Origin of the sequence: Microbacterium marinilacus (assembly GCF_019753765.1) — a bacterium.
Lineage (GTDB): Bacteria > Actinomycetota > Actinomycetes > Actinomycetales > Microbacteriaceae > Microbacterium > Microbacterium marinilacus.
Genome location: NZ_JAIJZW010000001.1, coordinates 563,665 through 584,024 on the forward strand (window position 1 = coordinate 563,665; position 20,360 = coordinate 584,024).

The window sequence follows — 20,360 nt, forward strand, 5'->3', positions numbered from 1 at the left end:
GAGTTCTTCACTCGTGCCCAAGATCCTCATCGTCGGCGGCGGTTACGCGGGGTTCTACACCGCGTGGAAGCTCGAGAAGCAGCTGCGGCGCGGGGAGGCGGAGATCATCATGGTCGACCCCCTCCCGTACATGACGTACCTCCCGTTCCTGCCCGAGGTCGCGGCGGGATCGATCGAGGCCCGCCACACCGTGGTCTCGCACCGTCGTCATCTCAAGCGCACGCAGATGATCACCGCCAGGGTGACGGGGATCGACCACGCGAACAAGACCGCGACGATCACGCCGGAGGGCGGCGAGCCCTACGAGCTCGAGTACGACCAGATCGTCGTCACCGCGGGCTCCGTCTCGCGGACGTTCCCGATCCCGGGCATCGCCGAGAACGCGGTCGGCCTGAAGTCGGTCGAAGAGGCCGTCTACGTCCGCGACACGCTCATCTCGAACTTCGAGCAGGCGTCCGCGCTGCCGGTCGGCGACCCGCTGCGCCAGCGGCTGCTGACCGTCGTCGTCGTCGGTGGCGGCTTCGCCGGCATCGAGACGTTCGCGGAGCTGCGCTCGCTGGCGTCCTCGCTGGTCGGCACGTACCCCGAGATCTCGTTCGACGAGACCCGGTTCCACCTCATCGAGGCCATGGGGCGCATCATGCCCGAGGTCTCGCTGCCCACGAGCGAGTGGGTGCTCAAGGACCTCGCGCAGCGCGGTGCGCACGTGCACCTCGAGACGCAGGTCACGAGCGCCGTCGACGGCGTCGTCGAGACCTCGACGGGGGAGTCGTACCCGAGCGGCCTGATCGTCTGGACCGCCGGCGTGATGGCGAACCCCCAGGTGGTGCGCGGCAGCGACCTGCCTACCGAGCCGCGCGGCCGCATCACGACGCAGGCCGACCTGCGCGTGGTCGACGCCGACAAGAACGTCGTCGAGGGCGCCTGGGCTGCGGGTGATATCGCCGCGGTGCCGGACAAGACGGGCGGGCTGCCCGACGGCACCTGCGTGCCGAACGCCCAGCACGCCGTCCGCCAGGCCAAGCGGCTCGCGAAGAACCTCGTGGGGGTGCTGCGCGGCGACGCGCCGATCGACTACTTCCACAAGAACCTGGGCGCCGTCGCGGGCCTCGGCCTCTACAACGGCGTCTTCCAGTCCGGCAAGTTCGCCCTCAAGGGCTTCCTCGCCTGGGTCGCCCACCGCGGTTACCACGGACTGGCGATGCCGACGTGGGAGCGCAAGTGGCGTGTCCTGTGGGGCTGGTGGCACAACCTCTGGCTCGGCCGCGACACGGTGCAGCTCGAGTGGGTGCAGCGTCCGCGCACGTTCTTCGAGACGTTCGCCTCGCGTCCGAAGCCCCCGGTCGAGGCGCCTGTCGAGGACAAGCCCGCCGAGACGGCCCCGGTCGAGAACGAGAAGGTCGAGACCGCCGCTCAGTGACAGCGAGCCTCACGAGAGCCGCCACCCCCACGGGTGGCGGCTCTCGCCGTCTTCACCGGTAGCGTGGAGGCGCGGCCCCCGTAGCCCAACCGGCAGAGGCAGGCGACTTAAACTCGCCTCAGTCGGGGTTCGAATCCCCGCGGGGGCACTCGACGCGGCGTCCTTGCCGCGACGCGGACGCACGATCCCGGTGAGAAGTCCCCCGTACGGCCGACGCGGGGCTGCACCTGGCGCGTCTAGGATGGGTGCATCACCGAGGGGGTTCCCGATGGAATGGCTGATTCCTGTTGTCATCGTGCTCGCGATCGTGGTCGTCGCCGGCATCTATCTGTGGGCCACGTACAACTCGCTCGTGCAGCTCAACGTGCGCGTCGACGAGGCGTGGAGCGACATCACCGTGCAGCTCAAGCGCCGCGCCGACCTGATCCCGAACCTCATCGAGGCGGTCAAGGGGTACGCGGCGCACGAGAAGGCGGTGTTCGAGAACGTGACGCGTGCGCGCGCCGAGACGCTGTCGGCCGGCGGCCCCGCCGAGGCTGGCGTGGCCGAGGGGCACATGCAGCAGGCGCTCAAGAACCTGTTCGCGGTGGCGGAGGCGTACCCGGGCCTGCAGGCGAGCCAGAACTACCTGCAGCTGCAGCACTCTCTGGTCGACACCGAGGACAAGATCCAGGCGTCGCGCCGGTTCTACAACGGTGGCGTGCGCGAGCTGAACACCAAGATCAAGGTGTTCCCGAACAACCTCTTCGCGCGCAACCTCGGCTTCCACGAGCGCGAGTTCTTCGAGGTCGTCGACGGCGCGGCGATCGCCGAGCCGCCGCGCGTCCAGTTCTGACCCCGCCGCAGCGAGAATCCACTTTCGCGCCGAGAATGCAGCCGCCCGCTGCATTCTCGGCGCGAAGTCGTCTTCTCGGCGCGTGGTTCGCCACGGTGAGGGGGACGGGCGTCAGACGGTGACGGCCCGCTCGTGGCGAGCGGCGTCCGGCATGACGAAGGCGAGGTCGGAGGTGGCGTCGCCCCAGCTCGAGATGGAGACGCGCTCGAGGCCCTGCCAGGAGGCCGCCTCGCGCAGCGCGACCGCCACGCGCTCCGCCGTCGAGGCCGCCACCCCGGCCTCCCACCAGGCCGACTGGACGCGAAGCGTCGAGGTCGTGCGATCGGCCTTGAGGTCGACTCGGCCGACGATGCGGTCGTCCACGAGCACCGGCAGCGAGTAGTAGCCGTAACGGCGCCTGTCGGCCGGCGTGTAGATCTCGATGCGGTAGTCGAAGTCGAACAGGCGCTCGGCGCGCTCGCGGAACCACACCACCGGGTCGAACGGCGTCAGCACGGCCGCCGCCCGGATGCGCCGGGGGAACGCCGCATCGCGGTGCACCCAGGCGGGCGAGGGCGCGCGCCCCCGGCTCCAGCCGTCGACCGTGACCGGCTCGAGCTCGCCCGCATCGACGAGGTCCTGCACGGCGGTCAGGACGGCGCGACGATCCCTGATCCGGTAGTAGTCGGCGAGGTCTGAGGCGGTGGCGACGCCCGAGGCGCGTGCGGCGCGACGCATCAGCTCGCGGATCGCGTCCTGACGCGGCACCTCGGCGTCGAGCACCGGGGCGGGGATCACCTGCTCGGCGAGTCCGTAACGACGCTCGAACCCCCGACGCCCGGCGATCGCGACCTCTCCGAAGCGCCACATCATCTCGAGAGCGCGCTTGACGGCGTCCCAGTCCCACCACGGGCCGCGCCGTGCGCGACGGGCGTCGGACTCGATCTGGGCGGGCCGCAGCGGGCCGCGAGCGGCCAGCTCCGACCTCACCCACTCGACCGTGGCGGCGTTCTCGGCGTACCAGCCGCCCGGCGCGCCGTACCGGGCGCGCATGTCGTCCATCCGGAACCGCCACAGCGGCCAGTCGAGCGCGGGCAGGAAGGTCGCCTCGTGACCCAGGTACTCGATGTACGAGCCGGACGAGCGGGGACGCCCGCCGGCACCGTGCCGCAGCACCAGGCGGTCGAGCTCGGCCGTGTCGTAGCCGCCGAGTCGCGAGAACAGCGGCACGTAATGCGAGCGGGCGTACACGTTGACCGAGTCGATCTGCAGCGCGCCCATGCGCGCGACGGTCGCGTTGAGCTGCCGGGTGCCGGGCCGTTCGGGCCGGGCGCGGGCGAACCCCTGCGCCGCCAGGGCTGTGCGACGGGCCTCGGGCAGGGACAGGTGCTGCTTCACCGGCCTCACGTTACCGACGGGCTCGGACATCGGACCCGCGACCCGGCCGCGACGTATGTCTGACTCGCCATGGACGCGGTTCTAGACTGACCGGGATGAGCCACGACAAGCCGCGCACCGGGTTCTGGGGCGCGTTCCGCCCCCGCCCGGCCGACCCCGCGCCCGCCGCCAGCGCCCCGCCGGCGGCGCCGGCGGAGTCGTCCGTGCCCCCGGGCCTGCGCATCGCGACGGCCTACTCGTGGCGGTTCCTCGTCGTCGCGGCCGCCGCCGCGGTCGTCGTGTGGCTCGTGATCCAGTTCAAGCTGCTGGTGATCCCGCTGCTCGTCGCGATCCTGCTGACCGCGCTGATCTGGCCGGGGCTGTCCTGGTTGCTGCGGCACCGCGTGCCGCGCTGGGCGGCGATCATCATCTCGCTGCTCGCGACCATCGCGATCGTCGGCGGCCTGGTCTGGCTCGTGGTCTGGCAGGTGACGCGCGAGTTCGGCGGCGTGCGGGAGCGCGTCGTGGGCGCGGTCGACTCGCTGCGCGGCTTCCTCGTGGGGGTGGGCATCTCCGAGGCCGAGATCAACGGATACCTCAACCAGGGCGTCGAGCTGCTGCAGCAGCAGGCCGGCTCGCTGTGGACCGGCGCGCTCGCAGTGGGCTCGACCGTCGGCCATCTCGGCGCGGGGCTGCTGCTGACCCTGTTCGCGCTCATCTGCATCCTCGCCGACGGCGGCGGCATCTGGCGCTGGACCGTGCGGCTCTTCCCGAAGCAGGCCCGCACGGCTGTCGACGCCGCGGCCCGCAACGGCTGGCGGACGGTCGTGAACTACGCGCGCACGCAGCTCCTGGTCGCCACGATCGACGCCGTCGGCATCGGCGTGGGCGCATGGGCCCTCGGCGTGCCGCTGGCGATCCCGATCGGCGTGATGGTCTTCCTCGGCTCGTTCGTGCCGCTGGTCGGCGCGATCGTCACGGGAGCGGTCGCGGTGTTCATCGCCCTCGTCTACAACGGCCCCATCATCGCCATCGCGATGCTGGCGGTGGTGCTGGCCGTGCAGCAGGTCGAGAGCCACATCCTGCAGCCGATCCTGATGGGCTCCGCGGTGAAGGTCCATCCGCTCGCCGTCGTGATGGTCGTCGCCGGCGGGTCGATGATCGCCGGGATCCCGGGTGCCCTGTTCGCCGTGCCGCTGGCGGCGTTCGTGAACGTGGTGGCGGTCACCCTCGCGTCCGGATCCTGGCGCACCGGCGCGCCGCTTCACGGCGACCTCATCTGGGACACCGTGCCCCGCAACATCAGACTCTCCCGGAGCGCGCCGGAAGCGACGCCTCCCCAGAACGGAAGTGCACAGTGACCACTCTCGACCCCGCACAGCCGGCGCCCGCGCAGACACCGGCCATCCCGACGCTCGCGGAGATCGAGGCGGCCGCGCTCAGCCTGCGCGACGTGGTCGAGCACACGCCGATGGAGTACTCGCTGCACCTCAGCGAGGTCCTCGGCGCGCCCGTCAGCCTCAAGCTCGAGAACCTGCAGCGCACCGGCTCGTTCAAGGTGCGGGGCGCCACCTACCGCCTCGCTCAGCTGACGGCCGAGGAGCGCGCCCGGGGCGTGGTGGCCGCCTCGGCGGGCAACCACGCGCAGGGGGTCGCCCTCGCCGCGCAGCAGCTCGGCGTCCCGGCGACCATCTACATGCCGCTCGGGGTGCCGGTGCCGAAGCTGCTCGCCACCCGCGGCTACGGCGCCGAGGTCGTGCTGGAGGGTGCGACGGTCGATGTCGGCCTGCGCCGCGCCGCGGAGCACGCGGAGCGCACCGGGGCCGTGCTGATCCACCCGTACGACCACCGCGACATCGTGATCGGCCAGGGGACCCTCGGTCTCGAGATCATGGACGACGCGCCCGACGTCACGACGATCGTGCTGGGCATCGGCGGGGGAGGGCTCATCGCCGGGGTCGCCGCGGCGGCGAAGGCGCGCGCGGCCGTGGAGGGCCGTGAGGTGCGCGTGATCGGCGTGCAGGCCGAGAACGCGGCCCCCGTGCCGCTGTCGCTCGAGGCCGGGCAGCCGGTGCAGGTCGACACGCAGCCGACGATCGCCGACGGCATCCTCGTCAACCGCCCGGGCGACGTGCCCTTCTCGGTCATCCGGGAGCTCGTCGATGATGTCGTCACGGTCTCCGACGACGACATCGCCCGGGCGCTGCTGGTGCTGCTCGAGCGCGCGAAGGTCGTGGTCGAGCCGGCCGGCGCGGTCGGCGTCGCCGCGATCCTGGCGGGCAAGGTGCACGCGACGGGGCCGACGGTCGCGGTGCTGTCGGGCGGCAACATCGACCCGCTGCTGCTGCAGCGGGTCGTCTCGCACGGCCTGGCGGCGTCCGGTCGGTACATGACCGTGAAGATCCCGCTGCCCGACCGCCCGGGACAGCTCGCGCGCGTGTCGGAGCTGATCGCCGAGGCCGGGGCCAACGTCGTCGAGGTGCTGCACACGCGGCACGGCCAGGGCCTGCAGATCAGCCAGGTCGCGCTGCAGATCTCGGTCGAGACGCGGGGGCAGGAGCACCGCGAGCTCACGCTGCAGATCCTCCGGGACGCGGGCTTCCGCCCCGAGGTGCTGCCGGACTGAGCCGCTCATGACATCTGCCGGGCGAGCACGCCCCGGGAGGGTGCGCGCTCGCCCGGCCGATGCGTTCCGGCGACGGGGCGGCCGTCAGCCGGTGAAGGTCTCCACCTTGACGATCTCGACCGCGATGTCCTTGCCGTTGGGCGCCTTGTAGGACGTCTTGTCGCCCTCCTTGAGTCCGAGGATCGCGGACCCGAGCGGCGACTGCTCGCTGTAGACGTCGAGGTCGGTGCCGCCGGCGATCTCGCGGCTGCCGAGCAGGAAGCGCTCCTCGTCGCCGAGCACGAGAGCGGTCACGACCGTGCCCGACTGGACGGTGCCGTCCGACTCGGGGGCCTCGCCGACGACCGCGTCCTTCAGCAGCGACTGCAGGTTGCGGATGCGCATCTCGATCTTGCCCTGCTCGTCCTTGGCGGCGTGATAGCCGCCGTTCTCCTTGAGGTCGCCCTCCTCGCGGGCGATCTCGATGCGCTTGGCGATCTCCTCGCGACCGGTCGTCGAGAGCTCCTCGAGCTCGCCGGCGAGACGGTCGTACGCCTCCTGCGTGAGGAAAGTGACCTGAGCGTCCTTGGACGCGGTGTTCTCGGACACTGCGGGCTCCCTTCGATCGGACGGGGATAGTGCAAGACGCCCCGGCGTTCGGCCGGGGCGTCGCGAGTTCTCGGGGGTCAGACTACGTGACCCAGCAGGTTTCGACCAAACCGGTGGTCGCCTCGGCGACCGTCGGGACGGTCTCGGTGCGGGACATCGCGTGGCCGCCGTCGCTGTCGTACTCGACGATCTTCCAGCCCACGACGCCGAACTCCTGGTCGAGCGCCTGCACCGTGCAGGCGACGGACCGACCGGGGGGAGCGGTGAGCTGGAAGGAGACCACGACGGTGTGCTCGTCGCGCACCTCGTAGCCCAGCCCGTCGACGGACACGGCGTCCATCGTGTTCGCGACCGTCGTCCATCCGAGCCAGCCGACCACGACGGCGGCGATGACGGCACCGGCCGCGATCAGCAGTCGCCGGCGCCCCGGCCGTGCGGTGCGTCCGTAGCGGTCGTCGAGCTCGGCCTGGGTGGTCACGTCGGGCTCCTCGCGAAAGTTAGGCTGGGAACTCCAGGCTAGAACAGGAGCCAGCGATGCGCGTTCTTGGCGTCACCCCCACCCCCACCCCGACGGTCGCCCCGAGCCTCGTCACGCCCGGTCCATGGGGCTTCGCGATCATCGCGATCCTCGTGGTCCTCGTCGCACTGCTGGTCATGGACATGCTGCGTCGCGTGCGCCGGGCCCGCTACCGCGAGGAGGCGAACGAGGCGCTGGACGCCGAGGAGGCCGCCGCGCGCGGCGAGTCGCCCGAGGACGACCGCCCCGCCGGCTGACGCCGGCTCCGGCTCAGGCGGGGCCGTTGAAGGCGGGCTGCAGCGAGATCAGCAGCGCCGCGGCCCAGTGGCAGAGGAACGCCAGCACGGTGCACACGTGGAAGATCTCGTGGAAGCCGAAGCGGCCCGGCCATGGGTTCGGCCGCTTCATCGCGTAGACGACCGCGCCGGCGGTGTACAGCAGACCGCCGACGATGACGAGCACCATCATCGCGAGGTTCGCGGCGGCCAGGTCGCCGATGTACATCACGGCGGCCCAGCCGAGCAGCAGGTACAGCGCGACATAGAGCCATCGCGGCGAGCCGAGCCAGAAGATCCGGAACAGGATGCCGACGAGCGCGCCGCCCCACACCAGCGACAGCAGCAGGACGCCCTTCTCGGACGGGAGGGCGAGCACTCCGAGAGGCGTGTAGGTGCCCGCGATCAGCAGGAAGATGTTCGCGTGGTCGATGCGCCGGAACACCGCCTTGGTCGCGGGCTTCCAGTCGATCCGGTGGTACAGGGCGGAGTTGCCGAACAGCAGCATCGACGAGGCCGTGAACACCGCCGCCGCCCACTTGGCCGGGGCGCCCTGCGCGAGGCAGATCAGGACGATGCCGGCCGCGACCGCTACCGGGAACGTTCCGGCGTGGATCCATCCGCGCCAGGTCGGCTTGATGTCGACGGCGGCGTCGTGCGCGGCGGCGTCGAGGAGCGGCAGCTGGGGCACGCCGTCGGCGGAGGCGGGCGCGTCGTCCGGCGTCTGCGTCATCCTTCGAGAGTACGCGGCGGCCCATGCCGTGCGGGGCACGCGTCACGGGGGCGCGAGGTGCCGGCTTGCCGCCGAGCGGCCTGCCGCGGCAGGGAGTTCGGTGCCGGCCGGAGTAGCGTATGCACGTGCGCATCACGGGATCGACGGAGGGCCGCGGCCCGCTGTACCGGTTGTACAGCTCGCGGCTCAGGCGACAGATCGACCCCGCGAGCGTCCCGCACCACGTCGCGATGGTGATCGACGGCAACAGGCGCTGGGCCAGACAGCTCGGCTACGAGAGCGCCGCGCACGGCCACCGGGCGGGCGCGGCCAAGATGATCGAGTTCCTGGGCTGGTGCGACGAGCTGGGCGTCAAGGTGGTCTCGCTGTACCTGCTGTCCCACGACAATCTGCGCAAGCGCGACGAGCGAGAGCTCACCGACCTCATCGAGATCATCGCCGACCTCGCCGGAGAGCTCGCCGCGAGCGGCGACTGGCGCGTGCAGCACGTCGGGCGTGCGGAGCTGCTGCCGGAGCACCTGGCCGCCGCGCTCGTCGACGCCGAGGGGCGCACGCGTGAGCACGGCGGCCTCCACGTCAACCTCGCCGTCGGCTACGGCGGCCGGCACGAGATCGTCGACGCGGTGCGGCGCATCATCGTGAAGCACGACGAGCGGGGCGGCACGCTGGAGGAGCTGGCGGAGAACCTGACCCCCGAGGCGATCGGAGAGCACCTCTACACGGGGGGCCAGCCCGATCCCGACCTCGTGATCCGCACCAGCGGCGAGCAGCGCCTGAGCGACTTCCTGGTCTGGCAGAGCGCGCACAGCGAGTTCTACTTCGTCGAGGCGCTCGGCCCCGACCTGCGCGAGGTCGACTTCCTCCGGGCGATCCGCGACTACACCACCCGGGACCGGCGCTTCGGCGGCTGAGCGGGCCCGGCAGGCCGGTCCGACCGGCATGCCCGATCCGCGGGCAGCTGTCAGAATGGCGGAGTGATCAGCACCATCGAGGAGTATCGGGCGACGTTCGACGGCGAGCCCGGCTACCTCAACTGGGCGTCCTTCGGCCCGATGTCCTCCTCCGTCCGCGATGAGGTGGTCGCCGACCTCGAGATGCTGGGCACGGGGCGCGCGAGCAGCATCGCGCACGTCGGCGAGCGGGAGGAGCAGGCCCGCGCGCTCGTCGCGGGACTGCTGGGCGCCTCGCCCGACGAGGTGACGCTGCAGCCGTCGACGACCTACGGCCTCATGCACGCCCTCTACGGGATCAGCGGGGGAGTGCTCGCCTCTCCGGCGGAGTTCCCGTCGATCCCCACGGCGCTGACGCGCGCGTCCGAGGCGTTCGGCCGTGTGCTGCCGCAGTGGCTGCACGCCGAGGACGGCTTCGTGACCCCGCAGGCCGTCGCCGACGCGGTGGACGACGACACGGTCGCGCTCGCGGTGAGCCTGGTCGACTTCCGCACCGGGTACCGCGCCGACCTCGCCGGGCTGCGGGAGGCGCTGGGACCGGATCGGCTGCTGATCGTCGACGCGGTGCAGGGCTTCGGCATCGCGGACGTCGACTGGTCGCAGGCCGACGTGGTGTGCGGCAACGGCTACAAGTGGCTGCGCGCGGGCCGCGGCACGGGTTTCGCGTGGTTCGGCCCGCACGCACGGGCGACGATCGTGCCGGCGCTGTCGGGGTTCGAGGGCGTCGAGGGCGGGCTCACCATGGACGCCGTGCCGCCGCCCGCAGCGTCGTCACGCGCGTACACGGTGTCGGGGCCCGATGCGCTCGCGGCCGCCCGGCTGACCGTGGCGCTCGAGGACATCGCCGGTGTCGGCGTCGCCGCCATCGAGGCCGACATCGCTGCCCGGACGACGGAGGTGATGCGGATCGCGCAGGGACACGGGATCCGCGTGCTGACGCCGGAGGACCCGCGCCGTCGTGCCGGCATCGTCTCCCTCGTGCCCGACAACGTCGCCGCGCTCGGGGCCGAGCTCGCCAACCGCGGCGTGACGGCGACGGCGCGCTCGGGGATGCTGCGCATCGCCCCGCACGCCGGCACCGGGGACGACACCCTCGGGCTGTTCGACGAGGCGTGCGCGGCGTACGCGCAGCAGGTCTCCACCCGGTGAGCGGCGCCGGGGGAATGTTCACACGCTCGTAACGAACGACACGCCTGTCATTCGTCGCGCATCCGGCCCCGTGGGTCGTAGCTTTGCCGCATCGGGCAAGGCGCCCGATCGAGTCGGCCATTCAGGATCGCGACTCGTGGCCCCCAGGTCGACTCGTCTGAAGCCGGGCAGGTTCCCGGGTCGGGAGTGGGGCGTGACCATCAGCACAACTCAGCAGGCCAGCCGTCGCCGCAGCACCACCGTCGTTCAGAGCTCCGTCGTCGACAGCTCTGGGCAGCAGGCGGACGAGCGGAAGGCCTCATCCACGGACGCCGCGCAGGATCTGCGCACCTACGTGCTCGACACGTCGGTGCTGCTGAGCGATCCGCGGGCGTTCTTCCGCTTCGCCGAGCATTCGGTCGTGATACCGGTCGTGGTGATCACCGAGCTCGAGGGCAAGCGGCACGATCCCGAGCTCGGGTACTTCGCCCGCCAGGCGCTGCGTCATCTCGACGAGCTGCGCGTCGAGCACGGCCGTCTCGACTTCCCCGTGCCCGTGGGAGAAGGCGGCACGCTGCGCGTGGAGCTCAACAACACCGACGCCGGCGTGCTGCCCAGCGGCATCCGGCTGGGCGACAACGACACGCGCATCCTCGCGGTCGCGATGCACCTGGCGCAGGACGGCCAGGAGGTCACCGTCATCTCGAAGGACCTGCCGATGCGCGTCAAGGCCGCGTCGCTCGGCCTGTCCGCCGAGGAGTACCTCGCCGAGCAGGCGGTCGACTCCGGCTGGACCGGCATCGCGCCGCTCGCCCTCTCCGGCGACGACATGTCCGACCTGTACGAGAGCGAGGTCGCGTCGCACGACGACGTGGTGGGGCTCCCGATCAACACGGGTCTCGTGATCCAGTCGGAGCGCGGCTCGGCGCTCGGCCGGGTCACGGGCGACGGAGAGCTGCGCCTCGTGCGCGGCGACCGCGACGTCTTCGGGCTGCACGGTCGCTCGGCCGAGCAGCGCATCGCGATCGATCTGCTGCTGGATCCGGAGGTCGGCATCGTCTCGCTCGGCGGGCGTGCGGGCACCGGCAAGTCGGCGCTGGCGCTGTGCGCCGGGCTCGAGGCCGTGCTGGAGCGGCAGCAGCAGAAGAAGGTCATCGTCTTCCGTCCCCTCTTCGCGGTCGGAGGCCAGGAGCTCGGCTACCTGCCGGGCGACCAGGCGGAGAAGATGAACCCCTGGGGCCAGGCGGTGTTCGACACGCTCGGGTCGGTCGTCTCCGGCAACGTGCTCGAGGAGGTCATCGAGCGCGGACTCCTCGAGGTGATGCCCCTCACGCACATCCGCGGTCGCTCGCTGCACGACGCGTTCGTGATCGTCGACGAGGCGCAGTCGCTCGAGCGCAACGTGCTGCTCACGGTGCTCAGCCGCATGGGGCAGAACTCGCGCGTCGTCCTGACGCACGACGTCGCCCAGCGCGACAACCTGCGCGTGGGGAGGCACGACGGCATCGCCAGCGTGATCGAGACGCTCAAGGGGCACGGCCTCTTCGGACACGTCACGCTCACCCGATCGGAGCGGTCGGCGATCGCCGCGCTCGTCACCGACCTGCTGGAGGTCGGCGAGCTGGCGTAGGCGCGATCCGCACGGCGAAGAGAGGGCCCGGGGAGGACTCCCCGGGCCCTCTCGCGCGCCGACCTGGCCGTCGCACGAGCACTCAGTAGACTCTCAGGAACGGCGGCCGCGATCCGGCCGCGTCCGTGTGCACGACGAAGGAGCCTGCGCAGCCATGTCAGACAAGACGATCACCCCACCACGGGCGCTGCCGCCCGTGGCCGTGGAGGACAAGCCCAAGTGGACGCCGCTGAAGGTCGTGATCTGGGCGGTCGTCGCCCTGGTCGGCGGCGTCGCCTGGACCATGCTCGCCATCGTCCGCGGCGAGACGGTGAACGCGATCTGGTTCGTGTTCGCCGCCGTCGCGACGTACCTGATCTTCTACCGCTTCTACTCCAAGTACATCGAGCGCCTCATCGTGCGCCCCGACGACCGGCGCGCCACCCCCGCCGAGTACAAGGCCGACGGCAAGGACTATGTCGCCACCGACCGCCGGGTGCTGTTCGGCCACCACTTCGCCGCCATTGCCGGCGCCGGGCCCCTCACCGGGCCTGTGCTCGCGGCGCAGATGGGCTACCTCCCGGGCACGATCTGGATCATCGTCGGCGTGGTGCTCGCGGGCGCGGTGCAGGACTACCTCGTGATGTTCTTCTCCATGCGCCGCGGCGGACGCTCGCTCGGCCAGATGGCGAAGGACGAGCTGGGTCGCTTCGGGGGAGCGGCCGCGATCCTCGCGACGCTGCTCATCATGATCATCATCACGGCGATCCTCGCGCTCGTCGTGGTGAACGCCCTCGGCGAGAGCCCCTGGGGCGTCTTCTCCGTCGGGCTGACCATCCCGATCGCCATCTTCATGGGCGCCTACCTGCGGTGGATCCGTCCCGGCCGCATCACCGAGGTCTCCCTCATCGGCTTCGTGCTGCTGATGGGCGCCATCGTCGCCGGGCAGTACGTCGCCGCGACCGAGTGGGGGCAGGCGCTCTTCACGCTCGACCGCACGACGCTCGCCTGGTACATCATCATCTACGGCTTCATCGCGGCCGTCCTGCCCGTGTGGATCCTGCTCGCGCCGCGCGACTACCTGTCGACCTTCATGAAGATCGGCGTGATCCTGCTGCTGGCGGTGGCGATCGTCTTCGTGCAGCCCGTGGTCTCCACGCCCGCGTTCAGCTCGTTCGCCTCCGGAGAGACCGGCCCCGTCTGGGCCGGCAGCCTCTTCCCGTTCCTGTTCGTGACGATCGCGTGCGGGGCCCTGTCCGGGTTCCACGCGCTGATCTCCTCCGGCACCACGCCGAAGATGATCGAGAAGGAGAAGCAGACGCGCTTCATCGGCTACGGCGGCATGCTCATGGAGTCGTTCGTGGCGATCATGGCGCTCGTGGCCGCCGTGTCGATCGACCAGGGCATCTACTACGCGATGAACTCCTCGCCGGCCGCCACGGGCGGCACCGTCGAGGGTGCCGTCGCCTTCATCAACAACCTGGGCCTCACCGGCGTGAACGTGACGGCCGAGCAGCTGACGGGCGCGGCGGCGGACGTCGGCGAGGAGTCGATCATCTCGCGGACGGGAGGCGCGCCGACGCTCGCGTTCGGCCTCGCGCACATCCTGCAGCAGTGGCTCGGCGGCATGTCGTGGATGGGCTTCTGGTACCACTTCGCGATCATGTTCGAGGCGCTGTTCATCCTCACCGCCGTCGACGCGGGCACCCGCGTGGCGCGCTTCATGCTGCAGGACACGCTGGGCAACGTGATCCCGAGGTTCAAGGACACGTCGTGGCGTCTCGGCGCCTGGATCTGCACGGCGATCATGGTCGCCGGCTGGGGTGCCGTGCTGATCATGGGCGTGACCGATCCGCTCGGCGGCATCAACACCCTGTTCCCGCTGTTCGGCATCTCCAACCAGCTGCTGGCGGCGATCGCCCTCGCCATCGTCATGACGATCATCGCCCGCCGCCGCACGTTCCGGGGGCTGTGGGTCGTCGCGCTGCCGCTGACGTTCGTCACGATCGTGACGTTCACCGGCTCGGTCCTGAAGATCTTCTCGCCGACGCCGGCGGTGGGGTACTGGGCGAACCACGTGAAGTTCCGCGACGGGATCGCCGACGGCACGTACGTCGACTTCGCGCCGGGCGTCGACGACGCGGCCAAGCTCGCCGCCGCCGAGGCGACGGTGCGCAACACCGCGATCCAGGGCACGCTGTCGATCATCTTCCTGGTGTTGGCCGCGATCGTCATCGCCGCGGCCGTCATCCAGGTCGTGAAGGCGTTCCGTGCCACCGAGGTCGTCGACAACGAGGACGAGGCGGTGCCGTCGCAGCGCTTCGCCCCGGCGGGGCTGTTCGCCACGGCCGAGGAGCGCGCGCTCGAGAAGGAGTGGGCGGCGCTTCCCGAGGATCAGCAGCCGAGCCGTGGCCACTGACGTCGCACGTCCGACGGGGCCGTCCCTCCTGGCGGGGGCGGCCCGGGCCTGGCGTGCATTGCGCTGGTACGTCAGGGGCCTCACGGGGGAGGCGCGGTACGACGCCTACGTCGCCCACGAGCGCTCCGCCCACCCCGGCCGGACGCCGATGTCGCCGCGCGAGTTCTGGCGCTGCGTCTACCGAGACCAGGACGCGAACCCCGGCAGCCGCTGCTGCTGACGACACCCGTCCGGGCCGCTCCGTGCGCCCGGACGGGACCGTCGGCAACGCGTGCGGGACACGTCGGTGAACGGCACGTGAACGTGCCCGGCTTGCACTCATTGCAAGCGTGATTGCGCCTAGCGTGGCGGCGTGCTCATCGCAGAACTCGTCAGGGGACGGGCGGATCGCCTCACCGCGACCGACCGCCGGCTGGTCGCCGTGCTGCAGGCGCGGCCGGCCGAGGCGGCCTTCTGGTACGCCGCCGACCTGACCGAGCCGCTCGGGCTGCATCAGTCGGCGGCCACCCGCATGGCGCAGCGACTGGGGTTCGAGGGGTATCCGCAGCTGCGCGACGCGCTGCGGCAGGACTACCTCGCCGGGGACGGTCCGTCGCAGCGGGTGCGCGGCCGGCTGCAGCGGCACCCGGACGACGTTCTGGGCGGGTTCGTCGACGACGAGCTGGCGGCGCTCTCGGCGCTGCCCGCCCACGTGACGCAGTCCGAGATCGATGACCTGGCCGCGCGCATCGCCGCAGCGGGGCACGTGCACCTCTTCGCCCAGGGCAACGCGACCGTCCTCACCGACCTGCTCTCGCGGCGGCTCCGCCGCTTCGGCATGCGGTCGACGCTGCTGACCGGGCCGCGCCGGGATCTGGCCGAGCGGCTGTCGACCCTCGAGCCGGGAGACCTGCTGCTGGCGTGCGCCTTCCGGCGGGTGCCCGCGGCGCTGCCGCCCGTGCTGGAGATCGCCGCCGAGGGCGGCGCGTACACGGCCCTGATCACCGACGTCCTGCTCGCGATGTCGCCCCAGCCCGACGCGATCCTCGCCGCGCCGCGCGGCGGCAGCGACGACTACCTGTCTCTCACGGTGCCGATGGCCCTGATCAACGCGCTCGTCCTGACCATCGCCCGGCAAGCCCCCGACCGCGCGATCGGCTCACTCGACCGCCTCGGCTCGTTGCTCGAGAGATTCGACACCTGACCCGGCCCTTCCCGCTCCACCCCTCCCGCCCCGAGCCTCGCCCCCACCCGAAAGAAGAGGATCCGCCATGCCCGTTGCCCGTTCTCGCCTCCGTTCCCTGCCCGCACTGCTGGTGCCGCTCGCCCTCGGTCTCGGCTTCTCCGGCTGCGCCTCGCTGGCCGACGGCACGGACTCCCCGCAGCCCGACTGGGACACGCTCAGCCACGACGAGCTCGTCGAGCTCGCCCGGGAGGAGGGGCAGGTCTCGGTGTACGCGTTCACCAGCCGCATCGCCGCGATCGAGGAGTCGTTCGAGGCGGAGTACGCCGGGATCGACGTCATCGCCACGGACATCTCGTCGACCGAGCTGATCGCCCGCCTGTCCAGCGAGCACGCCGCGGGCAGCGCCACCGCCGACGTCGCGTACGTGTCGGATGCGCCGGTCGTGGTCACCGACCTGCTCGCCGAGGGCGTGCTCGTGCCCTACCTGCCGGCGCGTGTCGCGGACGTCCTCCCCGCCGAGCACCAGACCCCGCTGGTGGCGAACCGGCTGTCGACCAAGGTGCTGATGTACAACGAGGAGGCCCATCCGGACGGCCCTCCCGTGTCGAACCTCTGGGAGCTGACCGATCCCGAGTGGGCTGGCAAGGTCGTCCTCGTCGATCCGAACCTGCGGGGCGACTACCTCGACCTCGCCACCGAGCTGTCGCTGCGTGCCGACGAGATGGCGGCCGCGTACACCGACCACTTCGGCGAGGAGCTCGTCCTCGACCAGGGCGTGGCGGACGCCGGCCTGCAGTTCCTGGCCGACCTGTACGGCAACGACGCGGTCCTCGTCGACGACACCGACACGGTGAACGCCGCCGTCGGGGCGACGGGCCAGGACAGCCCGCCGGTGGGCTTCACGTCCTACTCGGACCGCCGCGACAACGAGGACGAGGGATGGGCGCTCCAGGTCGCCGACGGCGTGGAGCCGGCGAACGGCATCGTGTTCCCGGCCTACCTCGGCGTGACCGCGGGGGCGCAGAACCCTGCCGCGGCGCGGCTGCTGATCGACTACATGATGGGCGACGACAGCGAGACGGGCGGCGCGGGCTTCGCGCCGTTCTACGTCGCCGGCGACTACCCGACGCGCACGGACGTCGTCACGCCGGAGGGCGCGCTGGCCCTCGACGAACTGGGCGCCTGGCAGATCGACCCGGAGGCGTCGGCCGAGCGCCGCAAGGACGTCGCCGACTTCCTCCTCTCCATCCAGTGACGCTCCTCGCCCGCGCGGGCGCGGCGGCGCGCCGGCCGCTCACCTGGCTCGCCGCCGCCGTGCTCGCGGTGCTCATCGTGCTCGTCGCGCTGCCGCTCCTCGGCCTCGTGCGTGCGACGCTCGCCGACGGCGACGCCTGGGTCGACGTCGTCGCGAGCCCCTTGTCGGGGGCCGTGCTGTGGTCGCCGCTCGCCGGTTCGCTCTTCGTCGGCCTCGGCACCGGGATCCTGGCCACCGTGCTCGGCGCGTTCCTCGCCTGGGTCGTCGTGATGAGTGACGTGCCGGGCAGGCGTGCCATCGGCGCGCTCGCCGCCATCCCCTTCGCCCTGCCGAGCTTCGCCATCGCCCTCGCCTGGGAGAGCGTGTTCCGCAACGATCGGATCGGCGGCAGCCCGGGACTGCTCGTCGCCCTCGGCGTCCCCGTGCCGGACTGGCTCGCCTGGGGACCGGTGCCGATCGTGCTCACGCTCGTCGCACACTACTTCTCGCTCAGCTTCGTGGTGATCGCCGCCGCGCTGGCCGGTGTCGGGGGAGACCTCGTCGCCGCCGCGGAGCTGACGGGCGCCTCCCGGCTCCGGGTCGCGTCGCGCATCGTCATCCCCGCCGTCGCCCCGGCCGTGCTGTCGGGGTTCCTGCTCGCGTTCGCGGAGGGGGCGTCGAACTTCGCCGTGCCCGCGCTGCTCGGCCTCCCGGTGCGCTTCCAGACCCTGAGCACGCGCCTCTACGGCGCGATCTCGACCGGCGACGAGGCCCGCGGCTACGTGCTGTCGATCCTTCTCGTCGTCGTCGCGGGGGTCATCCTCTTCGCCGGCAACCGCGTCACGCGAGGCCGCTCGTTCTCGACGATCACCGGCAAGGCGACCCGCGCCCGCGTCACGCGCATGGGCGCCTGGCGCTGGCCGTTGGGCGCCGCCGCCTGGCTGCTCGTGATCGCCACGGCGATCCTGCCCGGCATCGTGCTCGCGGCGAGCACCCTGCTGCGCCGCACCAACAGGCTCGACGGCGGGCTGACGCTGCACTACTGGGTGGGCGAGTCCGATCCGGCGGTGTCCCAGGGCATGCGCGGGATACTCCGCGACCCGACGTTCCTGAGCGCGCTCGGAGGCACCGTCGGGCTCGGCGTGGCGGTCGCCGTCGGCGCGGTGACGATCGGCGCCCTGGCGGCGTACGTCGTGCGGCACCGCCCGCGGGCGCGGCGCACCAACGCCGCGATCGGGCTGCTCAGCTACGTGCCGTTCCTCATCCCGGGCGTCGCGCTCGGCGCCGCGTTCATCGCGCAGTTCGGCGCGCCGGTCGGCCCGTTCGGCTCGTTGTACGGCACGTTCTGGATCATCGCGCTCGCCGGCGTCGCGGCGAGCCTGCCGTTCGCCTTCCAGGCGGCTTCGGCGGCCTTCGGTCAGGTGTCCGTCGAGCTCGACGAGGCGGCGGTGCTCTCCGGGGCCTCGCGTGTGCGGCGGTTCGGGCGGATCACCGTGCCTCTCGTGTCCCGAGGGCTCGCGAACGGCGGCGTCCTCGTGTTCGTGACGATGGTGCGCGACCTCTCGGTCGTGGTGCTGCTCGTCACCCCCGCCACCCCGCTGCTGTCGATGATGACCTTCCGGTACGCGTCGGAGGGCTTCGCGCAGCAGGCCAACGCCATCACCCTCGTCATCGCCGTCATCTCGGTCGGGGCGACGCTGCTCGCGCGGCGGCTCGCAGACCGCAGACCCGACGGCCGCATCGACCGGAGCAGCACATGACCACCATCAGCGTCCAGGGCCTCGGCAAGAGGTTCGGCTCGTCCACCGCCGTCCGCGACGTGACGCTCGAGGTGCCCTCCGGCGCCTTCGTCGTGCTGCTCGGCCCCTCCGGCTGTGGGAAGACCACCGTGCTGCGCATGCTCGCGGGGCTCGAGGAGCCCTCGAGCGGCGTCGTCCGCTTCGGCGACCGCGTCGTCGCCGACGGCGACCGCGGGCACAGCGTCCCCGCCGAGAAGCGCGGCCTGGGGATGGTCTTCCAGAGCTACGCGCTCTGGCCGCACATGACCGTTCGTCAGAACGTCGACTGGCCCCTGGCAGTGGCGGGATGGTCGCGGTCGCAGCGGTCCGCCCGGGTGTCCGAGGTGCTCCAGTCGCTCGAGATCGACCACCTCGCCGACCGTCCTCCCGCGCAGATCTCCGGAGGCCAGCAGCAGCGGGTGGCGATCGCCCGCACGATCGCCCCGCGCCCCGAGGTGGTGCTCTTCGACGAGCCGTTGTCGAACCTCGACGCGCGCCTGCGCGTGGAGACGCGTGCCGAGCTCGGTCGCGTGCACCGCGCCAGCGGCGCGACGAGCGTGTACGTCACGCACGATCAGATCGAGGCGCTCGCGCTCGCGACCCACATCGCGGTCATGAAGGAGGGAAGCGTCGAGCAGTTCGGCACGCCCACCGAACTGCTCGAACGCCCGGAGACGGCGTTCGTCGCCTCGTTCATGGGCAACCCTCCGGCGGTGCTGCTGTCCGGGCACGTGGCCCGCGGCGCGCTCGTGCACGCCGGCGTGCCGATCGCCCGGGTGCCCGCCGGGGTTCCCGCGCTGCACGCGATGTATCGACCCGAGGAGGTCGCGCTCGACGGGGAGGGGGCGCTGCCTTTCGACGTCGTCGAGTCGACCCCGTCGGCCGGCGCGCATCTCGTCACCGGGCACATCGGCGGCGGGGCCGGCACGGGCGCGCGGGTCACGGTCGTCAGCCGGACGCAGGCGGAGCCCGGCAGTGCCACCCGGCTCCGCCTGCCGGACGAGCCCGTCGCGTTCTTCGGGGCCGACGGCGAGCGTCTGCGGGCCGGGTCGTGACGGCCGGTCGCCCCGCCGCCCAGGACCCCGAGCCGACGACGCTGCTGCTGGTGCGTCACGGCGCCACGGCGTGGACCCACGAGCGGCGTCTGCAGGGACGCACCGACATCGACCTGTCCGATGCCGGACGTCGCGACGTCGTCGAGCTCGGCGGCGCGGTCGTTCGGTGGCGGCCCCGCAGCATCGTCGCCTCCCCGCTGCTGCGCGCCCGCACCACCGCCGGGCTGCTGGCGGACGCGCTGGGCGCCGCCGGGATCGCCGCGCCGCGGCCGGTCGTCGACGAGGACTGGGCCGAGCACGGCCTGGGCACGTGGGAGGGACTCACCCCGGAGGCCGTCGGGGCGGACTACGCGCGGTGGCGGGCCGGCGAGATCGTGCCGCCGGGAGGGGAGACGCGCCGCGAGACGCGCGACCGGGTCGGGCGGGCCGTCCGCCGCGCGGCGGCGCTCAGCGGCCCGGTGCTGGTGGTCACGCACGGCGGGACGATCCGCGCGGCCCTCGCCGGCTGCATCGGCCTCACCGCGGACCGCATCCATCCCGTGGCCGCGCCCAGCCTCACCGTGCTCGACGTGCCGGCCGCCGGCGCCGGCGACCTCACCGGTGGCCGGCTCCGTCAGTTCAACGCCGTCTGAGCGCGACCCGGCGACGGTGCGCCCGCCCCGCTCGCGTGGC

General features: G+C 72.0%; 19 protein-coding genes and 1 tRNA gene. 16 read left to right on the forward strand and 4 right to left on the reverse strand.

The window, feature by feature from the left end; translation table 11 throughout:
• Window positions 1-13: 13 nt before the first annotated feature.
• From K5S26_RS02525 to K5S26_RS02535, 3 genes are all read left to right on the forward strand, one after another.
• Window positions 14-1,420 carry an NAD(P)/FAD-dependent oxidoreductase gene (locus K5S26_RS02525; protein ID WP_221855656.1) on the forward strand — a complete coding sequence of 469 codons (1,407 nt, stop codon included), beginning with the start codon at window positions 14-16 and terminating at the stop codon, window positions 1,418-1,420.
• Between the two features lie 74 nt (window positions 1,421-1,494).
• Window positions 1,495-1,568, forward strand: a tRNA-Leu gene (locus tag K5S26_RS02530).
• A 120-nt stretch (window positions 1,569-1,688) separates the two neighbouring features.
• Entirely contained in the window at window positions 1,689-2,255 is a 567-nt protein-coding gene (locus K5S26_RS02535; protein ID WP_221855658.1) for a LemA family protein, read from the forward strand.
• Window positions 2,256-2,366: 111 nt separating this feature from the next.
• Here the strand turns inward: K5S26_RS02535 and K5S26_RS02540 are convergent, their stop codons facing one another.
• Window positions 2,367-3,632 carry a winged helix-turn-helix domain-containing protein gene (locus K5S26_RS02540; RefSeq protein WP_308122724.1) on the reverse strand — a complete coding sequence of 422 codons (1,266 nt, stop codon included), beginning with the start codon at window positions 3,630-3,632 and terminating at the stop codon, window positions 2,367-2,369.
• A 95-nt stretch (window positions 3,633-3,727) separates the two neighbouring features.
• Between K5S26_RS02540 and K5S26_RS02545 the strand changes: the two genes are divergently transcribed.
• Together K5S26_RS02545 and ilvA are read left to right on the forward strand one after the other, a co-directional pair.
• Window positions 3,728-4,972, forward strand: a complete 1,245-nt coding sequence (locus K5S26_RS02545) for an AI-2E family transporter (protein WP_221855661.1) — start codon at window positions 3,728-3,730, stop codon at window positions 4,970-4,972.
• Entirely contained in the window at window positions 4,969-6,237 is a 1,269-nt protein-coding gene (gene ilvA, locus K5S26_RS02550; RefSeq protein WP_308122725.1) for a threonine ammonia-lyase, read from the forward strand. The genes K5S26_RS02545 and ilvA overlap by 4 nt, the downstream gene beginning before the upstream one ends.
• Window positions 6,238-6,321: 84 nt before the next feature.
• Here the strand turns inward: ilvA and greA are convergent, their stop codons facing one another.
• Together greA and K5S26_RS02560 are read right to left on the reverse strand one after the other, a co-directional pair.
• Window positions 6,322-6,825, reverse strand: coding sequence for a transcription elongation factor GreA (gene greA, locus K5S26_RS02555; protein ID WP_221855663.1), 504 nt, complete (start codon window positions 6,823-6,825; stop codon window positions 6,322-6,324).
• 82 nt (window positions 6,826-6,907) lie between these two features.
• On the reverse strand, window positions 6,908-7,303 hold the full coding sequence (locus K5S26_RS02560; RefSeq protein WP_221855665.1) for a DUF4307 domain-containing protein: 396 nt from the start codon (window positions 7,301-7,303) through the stop codon (window positions 6,908-6,910).
• A gap of 56 nt (window positions 7,304-7,359) precedes the next feature.
• On the opposite strand from K5S26_RS02560, the gene K5S26_RS02565 reads away from it, so the two are divergent.
• The gene (locus K5S26_RS02565) at window positions 7,360-7,599 is read left to right on the forward strand and encodes a hypothetical protein (protein WP_221855666.1); all 240 of its coding nucleotides are present in this window, start codon (window positions 7,360-7,362) and stop codon (window positions 7,597-7,599) included.
• Window positions 7,600-7,612: 13 nt separating this feature from the next.
• On the opposite strand, the gene trhA is transcribed toward K5S26_RS02565, so the two are convergent.
• Window positions 7,613-8,350 carry a PAQR family membrane homeostasis protein TrhA gene (gene trhA / locus K5S26_RS02570; RefSeq protein ID WP_221855669.1) on the reverse strand — a complete coding sequence of 246 codons (738 nt, stop codon included), beginning with the start codon at window positions 8,348-8,350 and terminating at the stop codon, window positions 7,613-7,615.
• A 125-nt stretch (window positions 8,351-8,475) separates the two neighbouring features.
• Between trhA and K5S26_RS02575 the strand changes: the two genes are divergently transcribed.
• The 10 genes from K5S26_RS02575 to K5S26_RS02620 all read left to right on the forward strand — a co-directional run bounded on the left by K5S26_RS02575 (window position 8,476) and on the right by K5S26_RS02620 (window position 20,320).
• Window positions 8,476-9,261 carry an isoprenyl transferase gene (locus tag K5S26_RS02575; protein WP_308122726.1) on the forward strand — a complete coding sequence of 262 codons (786 nt, stop codon included), beginning with the start codon at window positions 8,476-8,478 and terminating at the stop codon, window positions 9,259-9,261.
• 63 nt (window positions 9,262-9,324) lie between these two features.
• Window positions 9,325-10,449 (forward strand): aminotransferase class V-fold PLP-dependent enzyme, encoded by a 1,125-nt coding sequence (locus tag K5S26_RS02580; RefSeq protein WP_308122727.1) that lies wholly within the window; start codon window positions 9,325-9,327, stop codon window positions 10,447-10,449.
• Window positions 10,450-10,771: 322 nt separating this feature from the next.
• Window positions 10,772-12,058: an RNA 5'-3' helicase PhoH2 gene (gene phoH2 / locus K5S26_RS02585; protein ID WP_246603532.1), complete on the forward strand. Its 1,287-nt coding sequence runs from the start codon at window positions 10,772-10,774 to the stop codon at window positions 12,056-12,058.
• A 154-nt stretch (window positions 12,059-12,212) separates the two neighbouring features.
• Window positions 12,213-14,456 (forward strand): carbon starvation CstA family protein, encoded by a 2,244-nt coding sequence (locus K5S26_RS02590; protein ID WP_221855672.1) that lies wholly within the window; start codon window positions 12,213-12,215, stop codon window positions 14,454-14,456.
• Window positions 14,446-14,676: a YbdD/YjiX family protein gene (locus K5S26_RS02595; protein ID WP_308122728.1), complete on the forward strand. Its 231-nt coding sequence runs from the start codon at window positions 14,446-14,448 to the stop codon at window positions 14,674-14,676. The genes K5S26_RS02590 and K5S26_RS02595 overlap by 11 nt, the downstream gene beginning before the upstream one ends.
• 132 nt (window positions 14,677-14,808) lie before the next feature.
• The gene (locus tag K5S26_RS02600) at window positions 14,809-15,639 is read left to right on the forward strand and encodes a MurR/RpiR family transcriptional regulator (protein WP_221855674.1); all 831 of its coding nucleotides are present in this window, start codon (window positions 14,809-14,811) and stop codon (window positions 15,637-15,639) included.
• A gap of 67 nt (window positions 15,640-15,706) precedes the next feature.
• Complete coding sequence (locus K5S26_RS02605) at window positions 15,707-16,876, forward strand: extracellular solute-binding protein (RefSeq protein ID WP_221855676.1); 1,170 nt, start codon at window positions 15,707-15,709, stop codon at window positions 16,874-16,876.
• Window positions 16,873-18,615, forward strand: coding sequence for an ABC transporter permease (locus K5S26_RS02610; RefSeq protein WP_308122729.1), 1,743 nt, complete (start codon window positions 16,873-16,875; stop codon window positions 18,613-18,615). The genes K5S26_RS02605 and K5S26_RS02610 overlap by 4 nt, the downstream gene beginning before the upstream one ends.
• Window positions 18,612-19,688 (forward strand): ABC transporter ATP-binding protein, encoded by a 1,077-nt coding sequence (locus tag K5S26_RS02615; protein WP_221855678.1) that lies wholly within the window; start codon window positions 18,612-18,614, stop codon window positions 19,686-19,688. The genes K5S26_RS02610 and K5S26_RS02615 overlap by 4 nt, the downstream gene beginning before the upstream one ends.
• Window positions 19,685-20,320 (forward strand): histidine phosphatase family protein, encoded by a 636-nt coding sequence (locus K5S26_RS02620; protein WP_221855680.1) that lies wholly within the window; start codon window positions 19,685-19,687, stop codon window positions 20,318-20,320. The genes K5S26_RS02615 and K5S26_RS02620 overlap by 4 nt, the downstream gene beginning before the upstream one ends.
• The last annotated feature ends 40 nt before the right edge of the window (window positions 20,321-20,360 follow it).

Excerpts from the sequence above, each read along its gene's own strand:
- K5S26_RS02535 (WP_221855658.1), top strand. The coding sequence starts at position 1,689 with ATGGAATGGCTGATTCCTGTTGTCATCGTGCTCGCGATCGTGGTCGTC.
- K5S26_RS02545 (WP_221855661.1), top strand. The coding sequence starts at position 3,728 with ATGAGCCACGACAAGCCGCGCACCGGGTTCTGGGGCGCGTTCCGCCCC.
- K5S26_RS02565 (WP_221855666.1), top strand. The coding sequence starts at position 7,360 with ATGCGCGTTCTTGGCGTCACCCCCACCCCCACCCCGACGGTCGCCCCG.
- trhA (WP_221855669.1), bottom strand. The coding sequence starts at position 8,350 with ATGACGCAGACGCCGGACGACGCGCCCGCCTCCGCCGACGGCGTGCCC.
- K5S26_RS02590 (WP_221855672.1), top strand. The coding sequence starts at position 12,213 with ATGTCAGACAAGACGATCACCCCACCACGGGCGCTGCCGCCCGTGGCC.
- K5S26_RS02605 (WP_221855676.1), top strand. The coding sequence starts at position 15,707 with ATGCCCGTTGCCCGTTCTCGCCTCCGTTCCCTGCCCGCACTGCTGGTG.
- K5S26_RS02615 (WP_221855678.1), top strand. The coding sequence starts at position 18,612 with ATGACCACCATCAGCGTCCAGGGCCTCGGCAAGAGGTTCGGCTCGTCC.